The organism is Streptomyces sp. NPDC003943 (genome assembly GCF_053605265.1).
Window position 1 is genome coordinate 22,866 of sequence record NZ_JBSGIW010000079.1, and the last position, 17,703, is coordinate 40,568.

Here is a 17,703-nt window from a genome sequence, read left to right on the forward strand (position 1 = left end):
TGCACGGCATCAGTGCACGAAATCAGTGCGCGAACCGAACGAGGGTCGAGAACTGAGGTTCACCCGGACGCTCACCGTGCAGAATCTCCCTGCGGGACGGCGGCCAGAAGGGGGAATCGTATGCAGATCCGGCTGGTGGTGGCTTCCGACGGGTCCGAGCAGGGCCCGGAGGACGAAGAGCTCACGCAGGCGCTCCACGACTGGCTCACCGAGGACCGGGGGGTGGGTCTCCACGCGGAGATCTCCCGGTCGGGAGGCGAGCCCGGCAGGGGTTCCGGTGCGATGAGCGGGGACCCGTCCGGCTGGATCCAACTGCTCGTGGGATCGGGCTTCTCGGCCGCCGGGCTCTCTACGCGCACATGGCCTTCCGTGCCTCGTTGCCCCGTCGCCGGCAGGACGCGGCCGTGGTCATCGAGCGGGACGGCGCCCGGATCACGGTGACCGACGCCTCGCCGGAGACCGCCGCGCGCATCGTGGAACTCCTGGCTCCCGCGGACGATCAGCAGGGCTCCGACGGCGAGCGCGAGGGCGGAGAAGACGGTGGCGCTTCCTGACCCAGGGGCGAGCCGTGCCGTGCTGATCGGCATCGAGGAGTACCGGCACCTGCCCTCACTGCGCCCCGTCGGCCGAGGGCGCGACCGCCTGGCCGAGCTGCTTCGGGACCCCGCGGTCTGGGGGCTGCACGAGGACAACGTCACGGTCTTCGGCGCTCAGGCGGGGCGGGACGAGATCCTCGCCGCGATCAAGGAGGCGGCCCAGGCCACCACGGACACCCTGCTGCTGTACTTCGCGGGACACGGACTGCGCGACAGAGGCGGACAACAGCTTCATCTGGCCCTGACCGGCGCGGACGACGAGCATCCGCAGATCGGCAGCATCGTCTACGACGACGTCCGCCGGACGCTCCGGGCCGGAAACCGGGCCAGGCGGCGCATCGTGCTGCTCGACTGCTGCTACAGCGGACTGGCCGGCAGCATGGGGCCGCAGGGCATCACCCGGGCGGAGCTCTCCGAACAGACGGTCGAGGGCACGTACCTGCTGACCTCGGCCTCCAGCACCCAGCGGGCCTTCGCCCACGACGAGCAGCCCTACCCCGAGTTCACCGGGGTCCTGATCGACATCCTCGAGAGTGGCCTGCCCGCGGCCGGCCCCGAACTGACGCTCAACACCATATGGCAGGCGTCCCGGTCGGCACTCCTCGAACGCGGCTCCCCGGAACCCCAGCAGTTCGGACAGAACGCGACGGGCGACCTGCCCTGGGTGACGAACGCCGCGTACGGCCGCCCGGACGCGGCGTGGAGCAGGGCGCTCCTCCGACGGGTGGCGGAACTGCGCGAGGCACTGAGGGCGACGGAGCAGCGCGTTGCGGGCGTCGAGCAGCGCTGCGTGGAACTCCAGGAGGAGGTGGCGCTCCTCAGGGAGCGGAAGGAGCAGGCCGAGGCGAGACCCACACCGAGCACGGACGTACGAGAAGGCGGGCAGGCGCCCACGACGAGCCCGGAGGACCTCCGGCACCTCACGGTCGTCTTTCCCGGCTACCACCGCCCCTGGGCGGCGTGGCTCGCCCAGCGGCTGGAGACCCACGGCTGCCGCGTGGCGCTGCAGCGCTGGGATCCGCTGCGGGAGGTGCCCCTGGAGGACTACTTCAAGGACCTGCTGCTCGCTCGCGGCAGGGTCCTTCTCGTCCTCAGCGACCGGATCTTCGGCGTCGGCCCACGTTCGGCGGACGAGTGGAACGAGGTGCTGCGCGGCTTCGTCGCGGCCCACGCCGAGCGGTTCGCCGCGGTCGACATCACCAACCGGACCCTGCTCCCGGCGGCCAGAGTGCTGGAGCCGGCAAGCCTCTGGTCCATCGGCGAGGAGGAGGCGGAGAAGCGGCTGCTGAGCCGGCTCTGCGTCGAGCCTCGCCGCCGATCCGCCCTCGCCGACCTGCCGGGCTCTCGCGTCCGTTACCCGGACACCCCGCCCACGATCTGGGGCGAGGTCCCGCGCAGCAACCCGCGCTTCACCGGCCGGGAGGACCTGCTCACCACGCTCCAGACGCGGCTCATGGACTCCGAACGGGGCAGTGCGACGTGCACCCTGCTCGGCATGTCCGGCATCGGCAAGACCCAGATCGCCGCCGAGTACGCCCACCGCTTCAGCTCCGACTACGACGTCGTGTGGTGGGTGAACTCCGACGACCGCACCGTCCTGCGCGATCGCTTCGGCGAACTCGCCGTCGAGCTCGGCCTCTCCACCGGCAACGAGCCCGGCGAACGCATCCGCGCCGTCCGCGAGGCGCTGCGCCGGGGCGACCCGCACTCCCGCTGGCTCGTCGTCTTCGACGGCTGGGACGACACCGACGACGCCGAGGCCGTCCTGCCCCAGGGCACTGGGCATGTACTGATCACGTCGCGCAACCGTGGCTGGGGCGGGCACACCGATGTCATCGAGGTCCCCGGCTTCGACCGGACCGAGTCCACCGCCTACCTGATGCGGCGCGCCCCGCACATCACCGCGTCCGAGGCCGATGAAGTCGCCGCCGAATTCGGCGACGTGCCGCTGGCGCTCGCCCAGCTCGCCGCCCGGCTCGGCGAATCCGGGATGGAGGTCGCCGCGTACCTGCGGATGGTCCAGGGACGGCGGGTCTCCCTCTTCGGGGGCCCCGCGGCCGTGGCGGGAGTCCCCGACGACTCCTTCGCCAACTGGTCGATCCTCTTGGCGGAGCTCCGGCGCGACCACCCACAAGCCTTCGACGTTCTCAACCTTGCCGCGGCGTTCGGACCTGGGCGGATCCCGCTCGGCATCGTGCGTGAACTCCCCGTGGATCTGCCGAAGGAACAGCGGTGGATGGTCGGCGACGCGCGAGCATGGAACCGGGCCCTGGACACCCTCGTCGATTACTCCTTGTTCACCCGCGAGACCCGCGCCCTTGTCACCTACCCGGACACGGTGCACATGCACCGGCACGTCCACGACATCGTCGCCGAGCTCACCGACGGCGACGGCCGCGACGCCTACCGCCAAGCCGTCCGCAGCGTGCTCCCCTGGGCGGACCCCGGCAACCCCCTGGACAGCCGCGGCTGGCCCTCCTACGCCGACCTCCTGCCCCACCTCGAACCCTCCGGAGCTCTCACCAGTGGCAGCCGGGGCATCCAGAACACCGTGCTCAACTGCCTGCGCTACAGCGTGCACAGCGGCGAGTACCGCACCGGGATCCGCCTCGCCGAGAGGATCCGCGCCGCCTGGACCGAGTTCATGGATCCACTCGCCGAGCCGATGCTCGATCTCACCGTCCAGGAGAGCAGCCTTTTGCGGGCCGAGGGACGCGTCTACGACGCCCAGCGTGTGGACCTCGGGCTGCGCGAGCGGCTCGGCGAGGCCGTCCCCGCCAACGAGCTCGGCAACATGCTCTGCGACGGCGCCCTCGCGAGCGACCTTCGCCACCTCGGCCGGTACCAGGAGGCCGACGACCTTCAGCACCGGACGCTGAGCGAGGCGCACCGGCTGCTCGGCGACACGGACGTCGTCACCCTCGCCGCCCGCAACGACCTCGGACGCGGACTCCGGCTCCTCGGCAGCTACGAAGACGCTTTCGAACACGACACCGCCACGCTCGCGCGCAGCGAGCGCGCGCTCCTCCCGCAGACCGTCACCACCCTCGCCACCGGCCTCGCCGTCGCCCAGGACCTGCGGCTGCTCGGCCGCTACGGGGAGGCCCTGGCCCGCCAGGAGTCCACGCTGCGGATGCACGAGCTGGTGCTGGGCTCCCTGCATCCACAGACCCTCGAAGCCCGCGTCCAGCTGATCCGGTGCCGGCGAAGCGGGGGCGCCCTCCACCCGGACCTCGGCGCCGCCATGGCCGCCGTTCTCGAGGATCTCGAACAGGTTCACGGCCGCGGCCATCACGCGACGCTGAGCTTCCTCAACGACTACGGCAACTTCCTTCGGGAGCACGGCGACGTCGACGAGGCCCGCGAGCTCGTCGACGAGGCCGAGGCCGGCTTCCGGGACCTGTTCGGTTCCGCCCACCCCGTCGCCATCGGCATGCTGATCAGCACCGCGCTCGCGATGCAGGCCGCGGGCGAAGGGGCCGGCGCGCTCGACCTCCTGGAGGCCGCGCTCGTGGGGCTGACCGAATCACTCGGCGCCGATCACCCCTGGGTCCTCGGCTGCGCCCTGAACACCGGAGCGGCCCGCACCCTCAACGGCCTGTTCGACTACGGCGTCGAGCTCGGCCGCGAAACCCTGCTGAGGGCCGGGGAGGCTCTCGGCAACGAGCATCCGTTCACCCTTTCCTGCCAGGTCGCGCTCTCCGCCGGCCTGCGGGACCTACGGAATGCCGAGGAGGCCGGCAAGCTGGAGGACACGGCCCTCCGCACGCTCGCCCGCACCCTCGGCGCCCGACATCCGCAGACCGTCGCGGCTCGCCAACGTCTGCGCCCCTTCTGGGACTTCGAGGCGCACACGGTGTGACGGTGCTCAGACCTTGGCGGCGCAGATCACGTCGTACGGGCGTCCGATCGCGAGCGTGAGTCGCATGGGCTCGGTGGTGCCGGACGGGCACTGCTTCACGTCCTTGGTCAGGTCGAGCACCTTGTAGCCGCTGCCGGCGGCCTGGGCGCAGGGCACCTCCTGGGCCGTGGAGGTCACGCAGTCGCCCTTGACGAGCTGGCCGCCGCCGGCGCCCGCGTCGCCCGGGTGGGTGCCGGAGAGGTTGCGTCCGCAGACGGTCTTGCTGGGGATGCCGCCGCTCTTGTCGCCACCGGAGCCGAAGGAGATCTTGACCTGGATGATGAGGTCGGTGCCGGCCGGGCACTGGATGGCGTCGGGCAGGATGCTGGCGTCCATCACCGCGAGCGCCTTGAAGGTCGCGCCGGAGTCGCCGCAGTCGACCGCGCGGTAGCCGTCGGGGGCGTCGTCCGGGTCGGGGCCGCCGCAGTCGCCGACGTTCCAGGAGCCGTCCTTGTCGCCGGAGGACGACGAGGAGGACGAGGACGAGGACGACTTGTTCTTGTCGTCGAAGAACTTGGAGGCCCCGTAGGCGAGGCCGAGGATGACGGCGATGATCAGCAGCGCCGAGAGGCAGCCGCCGCTCTTCCGGGCGGGGGGCGGGGTCGTGCCGGGCGTGGCCATCGAGTCCTCCTGCTTCGGGCGTGATGCGCCGGGGTTCCGCTCACCCGGCGCACACAGGAGGACGCGCCGTGTACATGCCACGGTTCCGCGTTCGTGACGCGGCTGCCCGGCCGGAGCCGACCAGGCCGTGTCCGTAAAGGGGCGATGGTGCACTCTCCGTTGTACGGCCCCCGACCGGCCACGGAGTTCCATCCCGAGCTCTTCGCCGATACCAGCCGGGCGAGCCTGACTCTGCTGGGGGTGACGGAGGGCCGATTGCGGCAGCGGCAATCCCGCTTCGAGCCGCGGGAGACGCTCTACGATCACGATCATGTCGATCACATCGCCCATACCCGTCCTGCAGGGGAGCAAGGGCACCGTCCTGCGTGCCGAGGGCGCGGTGCTGCTCCTGAGCCGCCCGCACGAGGAACTGCGCATTCCTCTGGTGGCGATCGAACGGATACGCGCCGAGGGTCGGTCGGTCACCATCGAGCTGACCGCCGCGGCCGGGGTGGCGCCGGCCGTCCGCCGGGTCGGCGGTGTGAGCGAGGCAGCAGCCAGGGTCTTCGCCGAGGCCGTGAACCGCGCCCTGCCCGAGCGCGCCGAAGGGGACGTGGTCGTCGACGGCTCCGGCCTCGTCGCCACGCGAGTCCTGACCACGTCCCCGGCGGAGAGGAGGCAGCGCATCCCGAGGTGGGGAGCGCTCGCCGTTGGCCTCCTGATCGTCGCCCTAGCCCTGACCATCGGGATCCGGGAGGGCGGGCTGAGCGGCGTCATCCTGGCGGTCGTCACCCTGTTCAACGGCCTGGTAGCCGCGGGGGCCACCGCAGGCGGCGCCGCGGGGATGTGGGCAGCGTTCAGGGGGTGGCAGCTGACTCGGCACGGCATCACCGTCGAAGCGGCGAACGCCGCTGATACACCTGACCGGCTCGGCAGCTCAAGGACGTACGTCTACACGGACACTGCGGGCGTGAGCCGAACTGTGGACGGCAGGGCCGGCGCCGAGAGCATCCAGGTCGCCTACGACCCGCAGGACCCGGAGAAGGTGGTCGTCCACCGCTCGGGGCGTCGCACAGTCGTGTACGTCGTCCTCTCCCTAGGCTGCTTGTGCTTGGGCCTTGCCCTCGACGGCGTCATGATCATGGTGCTCATCACTACCTGAATGTGCCCACGGACGGGTTCGGTTCAGCTGTCACAGGCGTACTTCGCCCATCCGAGGCGTCGAGCGCGGCCAGTTCCGCCAGGGCCGCCGCCACCGACGCCTCGGACGCCGGGAGGAGCGGGAGGCGGACGTCGGGGGTGGGGATGCGGCCCTGGGCGTGCAGGACGGCCTTGACGACCACCGGGTTGGGCTCGGCGAACAGCCGGGCCGAGAGGCGGGCGAGGCGGTGTCCGAGGGCGCGGGCGCGGGGCGCGTCGCCGTCGCGCCAGGCCGCGGCGAGCCGGACGAAGCGGTCGGTGGCCAGGTGCGCCGAGGCGAGGATGCCGCCGGCGGCGCCGAGGGCGAGCAGCGGGGACGCGAAGGTGTCGTCGCCGGCCAGGACGGCGAAGCCGGGCGGCAGGTCGCCGAGGAGGTCGACGGTGTCCTGGTCGATGCCGCCGACGGCGTGCTTCACGCCGATCACGCCGGGGACGGCCGCGAGGGCGCGGAGGGTGGCGGCGTCGAGCGAGCGGCCGGTGCGGTACGGGATGTGGTAGACGACCAGCGGTACGGGGCTGTCGGCGGCGAGCCGGGTGAAGTGGGCGATCACCCCCTCCTGCGAGGGGCGCACGAAGGCCGGGACGATGACCAGGGCCGCCCGGGCCTCGGGCCACCGGGCGAGTGCGACGAGGTCACGGCCGGCGGAGGCGGTGGCGCCGCTTCCGGCGCCGACGACGAGCTGCGCGTCGCGTTCCCGGCAGACCCGGGCGCAGGTGTCGACGACGGCCCGGCGCTCCTCGGGTTCGAGGGCGCCGGCCTCGCCGGTCGTGCCGAGCGCGACGAGCCCGGCGGCGCCGTCGTCGAGGACGGAGTGCGCGAGCCCCGCCAGGGCGTCGAGGTCGGGGCGGCCGTCGCGGGCGAAGGGCGTGACGAGCGGTACGTGGATCCCGTGCGGGATGAAGTCCTGTGCCATGCCGTCGAGGGTGCGGGCGGCCGACCCCTCAGGTCCAGTTCGCGTTTTTGATGCGAAGCGTAAGCTGAGCTGATGCTCGATGTGCGACGTCTGCGCCTGCTGCGCGAACTGGCCCTGCGCGGCACCATCGCCGCGGTCGCCGACGCCCTGTCGTTCACCCCTTCGGCGGTGTCGCAGCAGCTCGGCACCCTGGAACGGGAGGCCGGGGTGGCGCTCCTGGAACGCTCCGGCCGCGGGGTGCGGCTCACTCCGGCCGGGGAGAACCTCGTACGGCACGCGGAGGCCGTACTCGAACGCCTGGAGCAGGCGGCGGCCGAGCTCGCCGAGGCCCGGCGCGGGCCGGCCGGTCCACTGCGGATCGGCGCCTTCCCGACCGCGACCCGCGCGATCGTGCCGGAGGCCCTCGTCCTGCTCGCCGCCCGCCATCCGGCCCTGGAGCCGATGGTCTCCGAGACCGATCCGGCCGGAGTGGCGCACGCACTGCGGGCGGGCGACCTCGACGTGGCCCTGGTCCACGACTACGACCTGGTGCCGTCGCCCCTGGAGCCGGGACTCGCTGCCGAACCGCTGTGCGAGGAGGGGATGTACCTGGCCTCGCCCGCGCCGGCACCAGAGAACTCCGAGGGCTCCGTCGGCCTGGCGGTGCTCGCGCACTGGCGGGACGCGCCGTGGATCATGGCGGCTCCCGACACGCTGTGCCGGGCGGTGACCGAGCAGGTGTGCCGGACGGCGGGGTTCGTGCCGCGCGTACGGCACCAGGTGGACGAGTTCGCGACGGTGCTCGCCTTCGTGGCGGCCCGTCAGGGTGTGGCTGTCGTCCCGGAGTTGGGAGCGACGGACCCGCCGACCGGAGTGCGCCTGACGGCACTGCCGGTGCGTCGCCGGACCCGGATCGCGTTCCGCAGCGGAGCCGGCGCGCATCCGGCGGTCGCGGCGCTGATCGGGGCGCTGCGGGACTCCGTACCGGAGCGGTTGCGGGCAGGATGATCCCCGTGCGCATACAGAGACGGCCGCAGGACCGGTACAGGTGGATCAAGGGCGGCCTGGAGAGCGTCGCCGACGGAGAGCGACGGGTCTGCGCCGACTGCCGGACGCCCATCCGTTCGTACCAGTACCGCTTCCACCCGCCCGAGTCCGAGCTCTACGAGCGGTGCGTCGGCTTCGCCTGGTGTCCGGAGTGCCGGCTGTACGCCGGGAACATGGTCGACGTCCCGCGCAGGCGGGTGCTCGTGGACGTCCTGGCGGGCCTTCCCGCCGAGCGGCGCGAGGCCCTGCGCGGGAAGGAGCCGGCACTGATCGACTACCTGGACCGACATTTCCGCGACAACGGCGACAACGAGAAGGGGTGACGGTGGCTTCGCAGAGTTTCGACCAGGGCGTCGCAGCATGGCAGGACTGGCAGGAGGCACCGTGGGGACGGCTGCGCTACGCCGTGGCCGAGGCCGATCTGGCGCCTCATCTCGCCGAGTTGAGCAGTGGGCCGCTGCGCGTGCTCGACCTCGGCGGCGGGGACGGCGGCGACGCGGTCCGGCTGGCTGTTCGCGGCCACCACGTGACCGTCGTCGACTACGCGCCGGCCATGCTGGCGACCGCGGCGCGGCGCGCGGCCGAGGCGGGCGTGGCAGACCTGATCACCTGCGTGCAGGCCGAAGTGGGGGCTCTGCCAGCCGAGTTGGCGGACGGCGGGTTCGATGTGGCGCTCTGCCACGGCCTGTTGCCGTACATGCCGGACGAGGCGGCGACGCTCGGCGTGGCGCTCGGGGCGCTGCGCGAGGGCGGGCTCGTGTCGGTCATCGCCATGAACCGCCATTCGGAGGCGCTGCGTTCGGCGGTGCGGACGATGGATCCCGACGCGGTCCTGGAGGCGCTCGACGCGCCGACCGTGCACACCGGGATGTTCGACGCCGAGCTGCGGCTGCACACGGCCGAGGAACTGACCGCGACGCTCCGCACGCTGGGATGTGGCGAGGTGCACCACTACGGGATCCGGGTGTTCTGCGACTACATCCCCGACGACACGGTGAAGTTCGACCCCGGGTACTACGCCCGTCTGGAGCGCCTGGAGATCGCGGCAGCCGGACGGGCCCCGTACCGGCACACCGCCCGGCTGCTGCACCTCGTCGCCCGGCGGGACCGGCGACCGGACGGCGGTCAGAGCAGGTCGGGCTCGGCGAACAGTTCCTCGACCCAGTAGGCGCTCGCCTCGTGGCAGTCCCCGGCCGGTGTGCCGGGGAACAGCCGGCCCCACGAGACCGCCCGGCCGATGGCGGCGAGGCGGACGGCGAGGGTCGCGGCGCGGCGCAGCTCGGGCAGCGGCGCGCCGAGGTCCGTCCAGGGCTCCAGATACGCGTCGCGGACGCCCGCCACCGCCTCGGGCCCGTACCGTTCGCGCACGTCACGCGCCGGGACGAGGAGGCTGGCGAAGGGGTGCGCCACCCCGGCGTCGCCCCAGTCGAAGAAGGTGAAGCGCCCGGGGGCGGGGGCGAGGACCTGGCCGTCGTGCAGGTCGCAGTGGTCGAGCGAGTCGGGGATGCCGAGGGCGTCGAGCTCCGCGCACCAGTCGAGCAGCCGCGGGCGCCGGGCCCGCAGCGACCGCCGGGCGTCCGGGGCCAGGGTCGGGTTCTCCTCGACGAGCCGGTCGAAGATCCCGGGCAGATGGGCGGTCCGGGCGCTGGGCACGCCCAGCTCGGTCATCCGGTCGGCGTACGGGGTCAGGGCGCGCTGCATCCGCGCGTACTGCCCCACCGCCGCCGGCCAGTCGGCCGGCCCGGCCGCCCCGGCGTCGAGGACCTTCCGGAAGAGCGGGCCCCCGTCGGGCAGCAGCGACCAGCCGCGTTCGGCGTCGACCGCGAGCGGCGTCATCACGTGCTCGGGCACCCACTCGGCGAGCGCGCTTCCGAGCGCCGCCTCGAACCCGGCGGCGGGCGCGCTCGCCTTGAACCAGACCGCGTCGCGCGCGTTCGTTCCGGTACGGAAGCGGACGAGGATCGACCAGGGCCTGATCCGCGCCTCGCGCGGTCCGGCCTCGGCCAGACCGTGGCGGGCCAGGCCCCGCTCCGCCCACTCCAGGGCGGCCGCCCGCCAGCCGGTGTCCTCCCAGGGCGTGACCGCGTCGGCGAACCGCCCGCGGTCGAGCGTGATGGGCACGTCTGTCACCGGCACGGCCGGTGTCTCGGTCTCGCGTGACATCCGGCGATTGCAGCACTACGGGCAGAGCCGACGCATCCGAATTACGACGGTACGGGCAGAGTGCACGCGTCTTGATCACAGCGGTACGGGCGAAGCCGACGCAACCGGAACACGGCAGTACGGGCGAAGCCGACGTACCCGGAACACGGCAGTACGGGCGAAGCCGACGCACCCGAGCTACGGCGGTGCGGCTGGAGCCGGCGCGGCCGGATCACGGCTGTGCCGGCGGTCCAGGGCGGCGGCGGGGCGGTCCGGGCCGCCAGGGCCCGGGCCGCCCCGGGCTCAGTCCTGCTGCTGCGCCCGCGCCGCCTTCTCTGCGTGCATCTCCTTGATGCGGACGGTCTCCTTGCGGACCTCCGCCTGGGTGGCGCGCTCCTTCTGGAGCCACTCGGGGTTCTCTGCCTTGAGGGCCTCGATCTGCTCGGTGGTGAGCGCCTCCGTGACGCCGCCGCGGGCGAGGCCGGAGATGGAGATGCCGAGCTTGGCCGCCACGACGGGGCGGGGGTGCGGTCCGGTGCGGCGCAGCTCGCGCAGCCACTCCGGCGGATCGGTCTGGAGGGCGTTGAGCTCGGCACGGGAGACGACACCCTCGCGGAACTCGGCGGGGGTGGCATCGAGGTACACACCCAGCTTCTTCGCCGCGGTGGCGGGCTTCATGGTCTGGGCGGTCTGGTGCTGCGTCATGCGACAAGAATATCGGCCAGGGGCGCCGCCGCCGACCACGGCCGGTAATCTGGCCTGGTGACAGGCTCGGACACCTCCCCCACCCCCGCTCCCTCCGCTTCCGCGGCCGCCCCGGCCCCAGCTGAGGCCCCGGCTGCGGCCCCGGCGCCGGCCCCGGCCGCTCCGTCGTTCCGGCTGGCGTACGTGCCGGGCGTGACGCCGGGCAAGTGGGTGCGGATCTGGCAGGAGCGGCTGCCCGACGTGCCGCTCGAGCTGCTGCAGGTGCAGCCGGGCGAGGCCGCGGCGCTGCTGCGGGAGCGCGGTGCCGACGCCGGTTTCGTACGCCTGCCCGTGGACCGTACGGAGCTCAGCGCCATCCCGCTCTACACGGAGCTGACCGTCGTCGTGTGCCCCAAGGACCACGTGGTGGCGGCGGCGGACGAGGTGACCGTCGAGGACGTCGCCGACGAGATCGTGCTGCATCCGCTGGACGACACGCTGGACTGGGACGGCCCGCCGGGACAGCCCGCGTTCGAGCGCCCGGCGACGACGGCCGACGCGATCGAGCTGGTGGCGGCGGGGATCGGGCTGCTGATCGTGCCGCAGTCGCTCGCGCGGCTCCACCACCGCAAGGACCTCACGTACCGGACGATCACGGGGACTCCGCAGTCGCAGGTGGCACTGTCCTGGCCGGAGGAGGCGACCACCGATCTGGTGGAGGACTTCATCGGGATCGTGCGCGGGCGGACCGTGAACAGTTCGCGCGGCCGGCGCCCCGACGAGAAGACGGCCAAGACCAAGGACACGGGCGCGAAGGACGCGAAGGGCACGAAGGGCGGACGCTCGGCGAAGCCGAAGGCCGCCGGGCAGCGGCAGCAGTCCAAGCAGGGGCAGAAGCCGGGCGGCGGCCGCACCGGCGGCGGCGCGGCCCCCAAGAGCGGTCGCTCCGGGAAGCCGCGCCGCAGGTCGTGACCGGCGGCGGGCCGGCTCGCACCGCCGACCAGCCCCCGTCCACCGGCAGCACCACGCCGCTGAGATCGCCGCCCGCGTTGGGGGCGGGCGGCGGGCGTGGTGGCGGGCATGGAAGCTCCTTGGACGGCGAACGACGGGTGGCACATCGCCGGCGATGTGCAAGGTACACATGATGTGCAACATGCACAATCACTGCCCGCTGCCTATCCTGAGCCGATGGACAAGCCCACGCATCTGATCGAGTTCGAGACCATGCTCCTGGCGCGGTACTCGCTGCTCCACGCGCCGCGCTCACGGGCGGCCGGCGGCAACCTCGACCGGAGCGCGTACCTCCTGCTCACCCGCATCCGGATGGACGGGCCGATGTCCATCAGCCAGCTCAGCGACGCCTTCGGCCTGGACGCCTCCACGCTCAACCGGCAGACGGCGGCCATGCTGCGGGCCGGGGTCGTCGAGCGGATTCCCGACCCGGCCGGCGGCATCGCCCGCAAGTTCCGCATCACCGAGGAGGGCGAGCGGCGCCTGGACGCCGACCGCTCCTACAACGTCGAGGGCCTGGAACGGGTGCTCGCCGACTGGACGCCCCGGGAGGTGGCGGACTTCGCCGCCGTCCTGGAACGCTTCAACCGGGACATCGAACGACTCGACGGGCGGCCCTGGCCGCGCCCCTGACCCGGAGGACCCCGCACATGCGCGTCGCCCTGTTCGTCACCTGCGTCAACGACGCCCTGTATCCGGCGACGGGGGTGGCGACCGTCCGGCTGCTCGAACGCCTCGGCGTCACCGTCGACTTCCCGGCCGCCCAGACCTGCTGCGGGCAGCCGCAGTTCAACACGGGCTACCGCGCCGAGACCGCTCCCCTGGTCCGGCGGACGGTGCGCGCCTTCGAGGGGTACGAGTACGTGGTCACCCCCTCCGGTTCCTGCGCCGCGATGATCCGCCGCCACTACCCGCAGTTCGGCCCCGGCGCCGCCGAACTCGGGCCGCGGACCTACGAACTGACGGAGTTCCTGGTCGACGTCCTCGGTGTGACCGACGTCGGCGCGTACTTCCCGCACCGGGTCACCTACCACCCCTCCTGTCACGGGCTGCGCCTCCTCGGGCTCGGCGACCGGCCGCGCCGGCTGCTCGAAGCCGTCAAGGGCCTGGAGCTGGTCGAACTGCCCGGCGCGGAGGAGTGCTGCGGCTTCGGCGGCACGTTCGCGGTGAAGAACCCGGACGTGTCGGCGGCGATGGGCGCGGACAAGGTCCGCAACGCCGTGTCGACCGGGGCCGAGGTGCTGTGCGGGGCGGACAGCTCGTGCCTGATGCACCTGGGTGGCACGATGAGCCGGATGAAGGTGTTCCCGGAGATGCGGCCGGTGCACCTCGCGGAGATCCTGGCGAGCACGGAAGAGGAGCCCCTGGCATGAGCGGCACTTTTCTCGGCATGCCCGCCTTCCCGAAGGCCGCGCACGACGCGGTGCGCGACGAGACGCTCCGCGCCAACCTGCGGCACGCCACCCACACCATCCGCGACAAGCGGGCCCGTGCGGTCGCCGAGCTCGACGACTGGGCGGAGCTGCGGGAGGCGGGGCGGCGCATCAAGGACCACACGCTCCGTCACCTCGACCGCTATCTCGTCCAGTTGGAGGAGGCGGTGACCGCGGCGGGCGGCACGGTGCACTGGGCGGCGGACGCCGCCGAGGCCAACCGGATCGTCGCCGACCTGGTCAAAGCGACCGGCGGCAGTGACCTTGAGCAGCATGAGGTCGTCAAGGTCAAGTCGATGGCCACCCAGGAGATCGGCCTCAACGAGGCCCTGGCGGCCGAGGGCATCCGCGCCTACGAGACCGATCTCGCCGAACTCATCGTCCAGTTGGGCGACGACCGGCCCTCGCACATCCTCGTCCCGGCGATCCACCGCAACCGGGGCGAGATCCGGGACGTCTTCCGCTCCGAGATGGCCCGTTGGGGCCGCCCGGCCCCCGAGGACCTCACCGACGATCCCGCCGAACTCGCCGAAGCCGCCCGGCTCCATCTCCGCGAGAAGTTCCTGCGCGCCAAGGTCGGCGTCTCCGGCGCCAACTTCATGGTCGCCGAGACCGGCACGCTCGTCGTGGTCGAGTCCGAGGGCAACGGCCGGATGTGCCTCACCCTCCCCGAGACCCTGATCTCGGTCGTGGGCATCGAGAAGGTCGTGCCCACCTGGCGGGACCTGGAGGTCTTCCTGCAGACGCTCCCCCGCTCCTCGACCGCCGAGCGGATGAACCCGTACACCTCGATGTGGACCGGCACCACCGACGGCGACGGGCCCGAGAACTTCCATCTGGTGCTGCTCGACGCCGGCCGCACCGACGTCCTGGCCGACGCGACCGGCCGCCAGGCGCTGCGCTGCATCCGCTGCTCGGCCTGCCTGAACGTCTGCCCGGTGTACGAGCGGGCCGGCGGCCATGCCTACGGCTCCGTCTACCCGGGCCCGATCGGCGCGATCCTCACTCCCCAGCTGCGCGGTACTGCGAGCGAGGTCGACGCCTCGCTGCCGTACGCCTCGTCGCTCTGCGGGGCCTGCTACGAGGTGTGCCCGGTCGCCATCGACATCCCCGAGGTGCTCGTGCACCTGCGCGAGCGGGTCGCGGCGCAGGGCGGCCCCGGGCACCGGCTCGAACGCGCGGCGGTCAAGGCCGCGGGCTGGGTGCTCGACCGGCCGGGCGTGCTCGCCGCCGGGGAGCGCCTCGCCGCCCGGACCCGCGCCCTGCACCCGAGGAACCCGCCGGGCGCCGGGTCCTGGACCGAGAGCCGTGACCTGCCGGAGATGCCGGCGGAGCCGTTCCGCGAGTGGTGGAGGAAGAACCGTTCATGACCTCTTCCAGAGAGCTGGTCCTCGCCCGGATCCGGGCCGCCGTCGCCGGCGCCCCGGAGGCGCCCGAGCCGGAGCGCCGCTATCGGCGGCAGCACGCACCGGACGATCCGGCCGCGCTCGTCGATCTGCTGCACGAGAACCTCGCCGACTACCGCGCCGTCGTCCACCGCACCGGGTCCGACGGACTCGCGGAGCTGATCGGCCGGCTGCTCGCCGCGCACGGTGCGCGCAGTGTCGCCGTACCGCCCGGGCTGCCGTCGGAGTGGCTGTCGGGGCTGGGCGCGGACGTCGAACTCCGGGGCGACGACGGGCCTCTGACGGCCCTTCAGTTGGACGCGACGGACGCGGTGGTGACCGGCTGCGCGGTCGCCGTCGCCGAGACGGGCACGATCGTCCTCGACGGCGGCCAGGCCCAGGGGCGCCGCGCTCTGACCCTCGTACCGGATCTGCACTTGTGTGTCGTGCGGGTGCCGGAGCAGGTGGTGGCGTCGGTGCCGCTCGCGCTGCCCCGGCTGGCGCCGGAGCGGCCGCTGACCTGGATCTCCGGGCCGTCGGCGACGAGCGACATCGAGCTCGACCGGGTGGAGGGGGTGCACGGGCCGCGCCGCCTGGAGGTGGTCCTGCTCTCGGAGTCGCCCGGGGCGTAGCCGCCCGGCGGTCTCCCGTCAGACGTCGAGCGGCAACCCGGTGTAGTTCTCGGCGAGTTCGGCGGCCGCGTGCGGGGAGGTGGCGATGCGGTCCAGCTGGGACTGCTGGAGACGGGTGTCGAAGGGCGACTGGGCCGGGTCGGCGTGCAGGGTGGTGGTCATGGCGTACGAGAAGTGCTCGGCCCGCCAGACCCGGCGCAGGCAGGTGTCGGAGTAGGCGTCGAGGAGCTCGGTGGAGCCGGTCTTGTGCAGGTGGGCGAAGGCTCGGGCGAGGACGATGACGTCGGCGGCGGCCAGGTTGAGGCCCTTGGCGCCGGTCGGGGGCACGATGTGCGCCGCGTCTCCGGCGAGGAGGATCCGGCCGAAGCGCATCGGCTCGGTGACGGAGCTGCGCATCGGCAGCACGGCCTTCTGCGTGACGGTGCCGCGGGTGAGGCGCCAGCCGGGGTCGGCGCTCAGGGCGAGGCGGGCGTCGAGTTCGTCCCAGACGCGCTCGTCGGGCCAGTCGGCCGGGTCGGTGCCGTTGGGGACCTGGAGGTAGAGCCGGCTGACGGACGGCGAGCGCATGCTGGCGAGGGCGAAGCCGCGCTCGGAGTGGGCGTAGATCAGCTCGTCGTAGACGGGCGGGGCGTCGGCGAGGATGCCGAGCCAGGAGTAGGGGTAGGTCCGCTCGAAGGTGCGCTGCGCGGTCTCGGGGACGGCGCGGCGGGTGACGCCGTGGTAGCCGTCGCAGCCGACGACGTAGTCGCAGGTGAGTATCTGTTCGCGGCCCTCGCGGGTGTAGCGGATGCGGGGGCGGTCGGTGTCGGCACCCTCGACGGCGACGGCCTCGGCCTCGAAGAGGAGCGGGCCGCCTTCGGCGAGCTGGAGGGCGACGAGGTCCTTGACCACCTCGGTCTGGGCGTAGACCCAGACGCGCCGGCCGCCGGTCAGGGCGGGGAAGTCGATGCGGGTGGCGCGGCCGTCGTGGCGGAGCTCGATGCCGTCGTGCGGGAGGCCCTCGGCGTCGAGGCGGGTGCCCGCGCCGACGGCGCGCAGGGCGTCGACGGTGGCCTGTTCGAGGATGCCGGCGCGCTGGCGCTGTTCGACGTAGGCGCGGTCGCGGCTCTCCAGGACGACGCTGTCGATGCCGGCGCGGTGCAGCAGGCGGGCCAGGAGCAGGCCGGAGGGGCCGCCGCCGATGATGCCGACGGTGGTGTGCATGAGGTCTCCTCGTCGCGTCGAATCAAGGGTTGTTCGCATAGTGAAGACTTCTTCACTATGCTGGGAGTCTGGTCGCGGCCGGGCCCGCCTGTCAACGGGGTGCCGTGTCCGTGCCGCACGCGTATTCACTACGGTGGAGCGAAGATCCACGACGGAGAGCCGATGCCACCGACACCCCACGACACGACCGCCGGCGCGCCGCCCGAGGCGGTGACGCCCCTGCTGCGCGGCCTCGGCGTGCTGCGCCGGCTCACCGACGCGGGCGGCCGCCTCGCGGTCGGCGAACTCGAACGCGCCACGGGACTCGCCCGCTCCACGGTCGACCGGGTCACCGGCACGCTCGCCCGCATGGGATACGTACGGATCGAGGGCCGCGACATCGTGCTCGCGCCCCGGCTGCTCGAACTCGGCAACGCCTACCTCGCCTCCGTGCGGCTGCCCGACCTGCTGGGCGGGCGCGCCGACGCGCTCGCGGACGAGCTGGACGAGTCGGTGTCGCTCGCGGTCGCCGACGGCGACGGCATCCGCTTCGTCCACCAGGCGACCCGGCGCCGGGCGATGTCGGTGAGCTTCCGCATCGGCGATCTGCTGCCGGTGGAGCGCACCGCGCCGGGCGTGCTGTTCGCCTCGGAGTGGGACGAACCGGAGTGGGAGCGGTGGCGGCAGCGCCGGACGGCCGATCCGGCGGGGCTCGGCTTCCCCGCCCTGCCCCCGGGCCGCTCGGGCGCGGTGGCCGGCGGTGACTTCGCGGCCCGGGTCGCCGAGGCGGGCGAGGCCGGTTTCGCGGTGGACGACCAGCTGGTCGAGCCGGGACTGGTGGCGCTCGCGGTGCCGGTGCGCGGGCCGGACGGACGGATCGCGTGCGTGCTGAGCACCGTGAGCCACACCAGCCGGCACGACGCCGCCTCGCTGCGCACGACGCTGCTGCCGCGGCTGCGCGCCGCGGCCGACGCTCCTCGCCCTGGAGGGCCTGGGC

At 73.0% G+C, this 17,703-nt stretch carries 17 protein-coding genes; 12 read left to right on the top strand and 5 right to left on the bottom strand.

Annotated elements, in window-relative coordinates; all coding sequences use genetic code 11:
• Nucleotides 1-377 precede the first annotated feature (377 nt).
• Together ACWEV0_RS27475 and fxsT are read left to right on the top strand one after the other, a co-directional pair.
• Nucleotides 378-554 (top strand): hypothetical protein, encoded by a 177-nt coding sequence (locus ACWEV0_RS27475; RefSeq protein ID WP_453152198.1) that lies wholly within the window; start codon nucleotides 378-380, stop codon nucleotides 552-554.
• Complete coding sequence (gene fxsT / locus ACWEV0_RS27480) at nucleotides 541-4,458, top strand: FxSxx-COOH system tetratricopeptide repeat protein (RefSeq protein ID WP_453152197.1); 3,918 nt, start codon at nucleotides 541-543, stop codon at nucleotides 4,456-4,458. Before ACWEV0_RS27475 ends, fxsT begins: the two co-directional genes overlap by 14 nt.
• A gap of 6 nt (nucleotides 4,459-4,464) precedes the next feature.
• On the opposite strand, the gene ACWEV0_RS27485 is transcribed toward fxsT, so the two are convergent.
• Nucleotides 4,465-5,118 (bottom strand): LppU/SCO3897 family protein, encoded by a 654-nt coding sequence (locus ACWEV0_RS27485; RefSeq protein WP_453152196.1) that lies wholly within the window; start codon nucleotides 5,116-5,118, stop codon nucleotides 4,465-4,467.
• A 310-nt stretch (nucleotides 5,119-5,428) separates the two neighbouring features.
• Here ACWEV0_RS27485 and ACWEV0_RS27490 point away from each other — a divergent pair, with 310 nt between their 5' ends.
• Entirely contained in the window at nucleotides 5,429-6,259 is an 831-nt protein-coding gene (locus tag ACWEV0_RS27490; protein WP_453152195.1) for a hypothetical protein, read from the top strand.
• On the opposite strand, the gene ACWEV0_RS27495 is transcribed toward ACWEV0_RS27490, so the two are convergent.
• Entirely contained in the window at nucleotides 6,252-7,211 is a 960-nt protein-coding gene (locus ACWEV0_RS27495) for a 4-hydroxy-tetrahydrodipicolinate synthase family protein (protein ID WP_453152193.1), read from the bottom strand. The genes ACWEV0_RS27490 and ACWEV0_RS27495 overlap by 8 nt on opposite strands.
• 72 nt (nucleotides 7,212-7,283) lie before the next feature.
• Here ACWEV0_RS27495 and ACWEV0_RS27500 point away from each other — a divergent pair, with 72 nt between their 5' ends.
• The 3 genes from ACWEV0_RS27500 to ACWEV0_RS27510 are packed head-to-tail and all read left to right on the top strand — an operon-like array spanning nucleotide 7,284 to nucleotide 9,405.
• Nucleotides 7,284-8,198 (top strand): LysR substrate-binding domain-containing protein, encoded by a 915-nt coding sequence (locus ACWEV0_RS27500; protein ID WP_453152192.1) that lies wholly within the window; start codon nucleotides 7,284-7,286, stop codon nucleotides 8,196-8,198.
• A 5-nt stretch (nucleotides 8,199-8,203) separates the two neighbouring features.
• Complete coding sequence (locus ACWEV0_RS27505) at nucleotides 8,204-8,560, top strand: hypothetical protein (RefSeq protein ID WP_453152191.1); 357 nt, start codon at nucleotides 8,204-8,206, stop codon at nucleotides 8,558-8,560.
• A gap of 2 nt (nucleotides 8,561-8,562) precedes the next feature.
• Nucleotides 8,563-9,405 (top strand): methyltransferase domain-containing protein, encoded by an 843-nt coding sequence (locus ACWEV0_RS27510; protein ID WP_453152190.1) that lies wholly within the window; start codon nucleotides 8,563-8,565, stop codon nucleotides 9,403-9,405.
• Here the strand turns inward: ACWEV0_RS27510 and ACWEV0_RS27515 are convergent.
• The gene (locus ACWEV0_RS27515; protein WP_453152189.1) at nucleotides 9,363-10,400 is read right to left on the bottom strand and encodes a phosphotransferase; all 1,038 of its coding nucleotides are present in this window, start codon (nucleotides 10,398-10,400) and stop codon (nucleotides 9,363-9,365) included. The two genes, ACWEV0_RS27510 and ACWEV0_RS27515, sit on opposite strands and share 43 nt — an antisense overlap.
• A gap of 282 nt (nucleotides 10,401-10,682) precedes the next feature.
• Nucleotides 10,683-11,084, bottom strand: coding sequence for a DUF5997 family protein (locus ACWEV0_RS27520; RefSeq protein WP_453152188.1), 402 nt, complete (start codon nucleotides 11,082-11,084; stop codon nucleotides 10,683-10,685).
• Between the two features lie 174 nt (nucleotides 11,085-11,258).
• Here ACWEV0_RS27520 and ACWEV0_RS27525 point away from each other — a divergent pair, with 174 nt between their 5' ends.
• From ACWEV0_RS27525 to ACWEV0_RS27545, 5 genes are all read left to right on the top strand, one after another.
• A complete protein-coding gene (locus ACWEV0_RS27525; protein ID WP_453152201.1) occupies nucleotides 11,259-12,035 on the top strand; it encodes a LysR family substrate-binding domain-containing protein in 777 nt (258 codons plus the stop codon).
• Between the two features lie 216 nt (nucleotides 12,036-12,251).
• Complete coding sequence (locus ACWEV0_RS27530; RefSeq protein ID WP_453152187.1) at nucleotides 12,252-12,707, top strand: MarR family winged helix-turn-helix transcriptional regulator; 456 nt, start codon at nucleotides 12,252-12,254, stop codon at nucleotides 12,705-12,707.
• Nucleotides 12,708-12,724: 17 nt separating this feature from the next.
• Nucleotides 12,725-13,447 (top strand): (Fe-S)-binding protein, encoded by a 723-nt coding sequence (locus ACWEV0_RS27535; RefSeq protein WP_453152186.1) that lies wholly within the window; start codon nucleotides 12,725-12,727, stop codon nucleotides 13,445-13,447.
• Nucleotides 13,444-14,877, top strand: coding sequence for a lactate utilization protein B (locus tag ACWEV0_RS27540; RefSeq protein WP_453152184.1), 1,434 nt, complete (start codon nucleotides 13,444-13,446; stop codon nucleotides 14,875-14,877). The genes ACWEV0_RS27535 and ACWEV0_RS27540 overlap by 4 nt, the downstream gene beginning before the upstream one ends.
• Complete coding sequence (locus ACWEV0_RS27545) at nucleotides 14,874-15,524, top strand: LutC/YkgG family protein (RefSeq protein WP_453152183.1); 651 nt, start codon at nucleotides 14,874-14,876, stop codon at nucleotides 15,522-15,524. Before ACWEV0_RS27540 ends, ACWEV0_RS27545 begins: the two co-directional genes overlap by 4 nt.
• A gap of 18 nt (nucleotides 15,525-15,542) precedes the next feature.
• Here ACWEV0_RS27545 and ACWEV0_RS27550 read toward each other — a convergent pair whose 3' ends face one another.
• Nucleotides 15,543-16,727: a 4-hydroxybenzoate 3-monooxygenase gene (locus tag ACWEV0_RS27550; RefSeq protein ID WP_453152181.1), complete on the bottom strand. Its 1,185-nt coding sequence runs from the start codon at nucleotides 16,725-16,727 to the stop codon at nucleotides 15,543-15,545.
• Nucleotides 16,728-16,889: 162 nt separating this feature from the next.
• Here ACWEV0_RS27550 and ACWEV0_RS27555 point away from each other — a divergent pair.
• Nucleotides 16,890-17,703, top strand: an 814-nt coding sequence (locus ACWEV0_RS27555; protein WP_453152180.1) for an IclR family transcriptional regulator, incomplete at its 3' end; no start/stop codon positions are given.

Bases quoted from the DNA above. Each gene is read 5' to 3' on its own strand.
- ACWEV0_RS27500 (WP_453152192.1), top strand. From the start codon at position 7,284: ATGCTCGATGTGCGACGTCTGCGCCTGCTGCGCGAACTGGCCCTGCGC.
- ACWEV0_RS27535 (WP_453152186.1), top strand. From the start codon at position 12,725: ATGCGCGTCGCCCTGTTCGTCACCTGCGTCAACGACGCCCTGTATCCG.
- ACWEV0_RS27550 (WP_453152181.1), bottom strand. From the start codon at position 16,727: ATGCACACCACCGTCGGCATCATCGGCGGCGGCCCCTCCGGCCTGCTC.
- ACWEV0_RS27520 (WP_453152188.1), bottom strand. From the start codon at position 11,084: ATGACGCAGCACCAGACCGCCCAGACCATGAAGCCCGCCACCGCGGCG.
- ACWEV0_RS27495 (WP_453152193.1), bottom strand. From the start codon at position 7,211: ATGGCACAGGACTTCATCCCGCACGGGATCCACGTACCGCTCGTCACG.
- ACWEV0_RS27515 (WP_453152189.1), bottom strand. From the start codon at position 10,400: ATGTCACGCGAGACCGAGACACCGGCCGTGCCGGTGACAGACGTGCCC.
- ACWEV0_RS27490 (WP_453152195.1), top strand. From the start codon at position 5,429: ATGTCGATCACATCGCCCATACCCGTCCTGCAGGGGAGCAAGGGCACC.
- ACWEV0_RS27530 (WP_453152187.1), top strand. From the start codon at position 12,252: ATGGACAAGCCCACGCATCTGATCGAGTTCGAGACCATGCTCCTGGCG.
- ACWEV0_RS27540 (WP_453152184.1), top strand. From the start codon at position 13,444: ATGAGCGGCACTTTTCTCGGCATGCCCGCCTTCCCGAAGGCCGCGCAC.
- ACWEV0_RS27545 (WP_453152183.1), top strand. From the start codon at position 14,874: ATGACCTCTTCCAGAGAGCTGGTCCTCGCCCGGATCCGGGCCGCCGTC.
- ACWEV0_RS27485 (WP_453152196.1), bottom strand. From the start codon at position 5,118: ATGGCCACGCCCGGCACGACCCCGCCCCCCGCCCGGAAGAGCGGCGGC.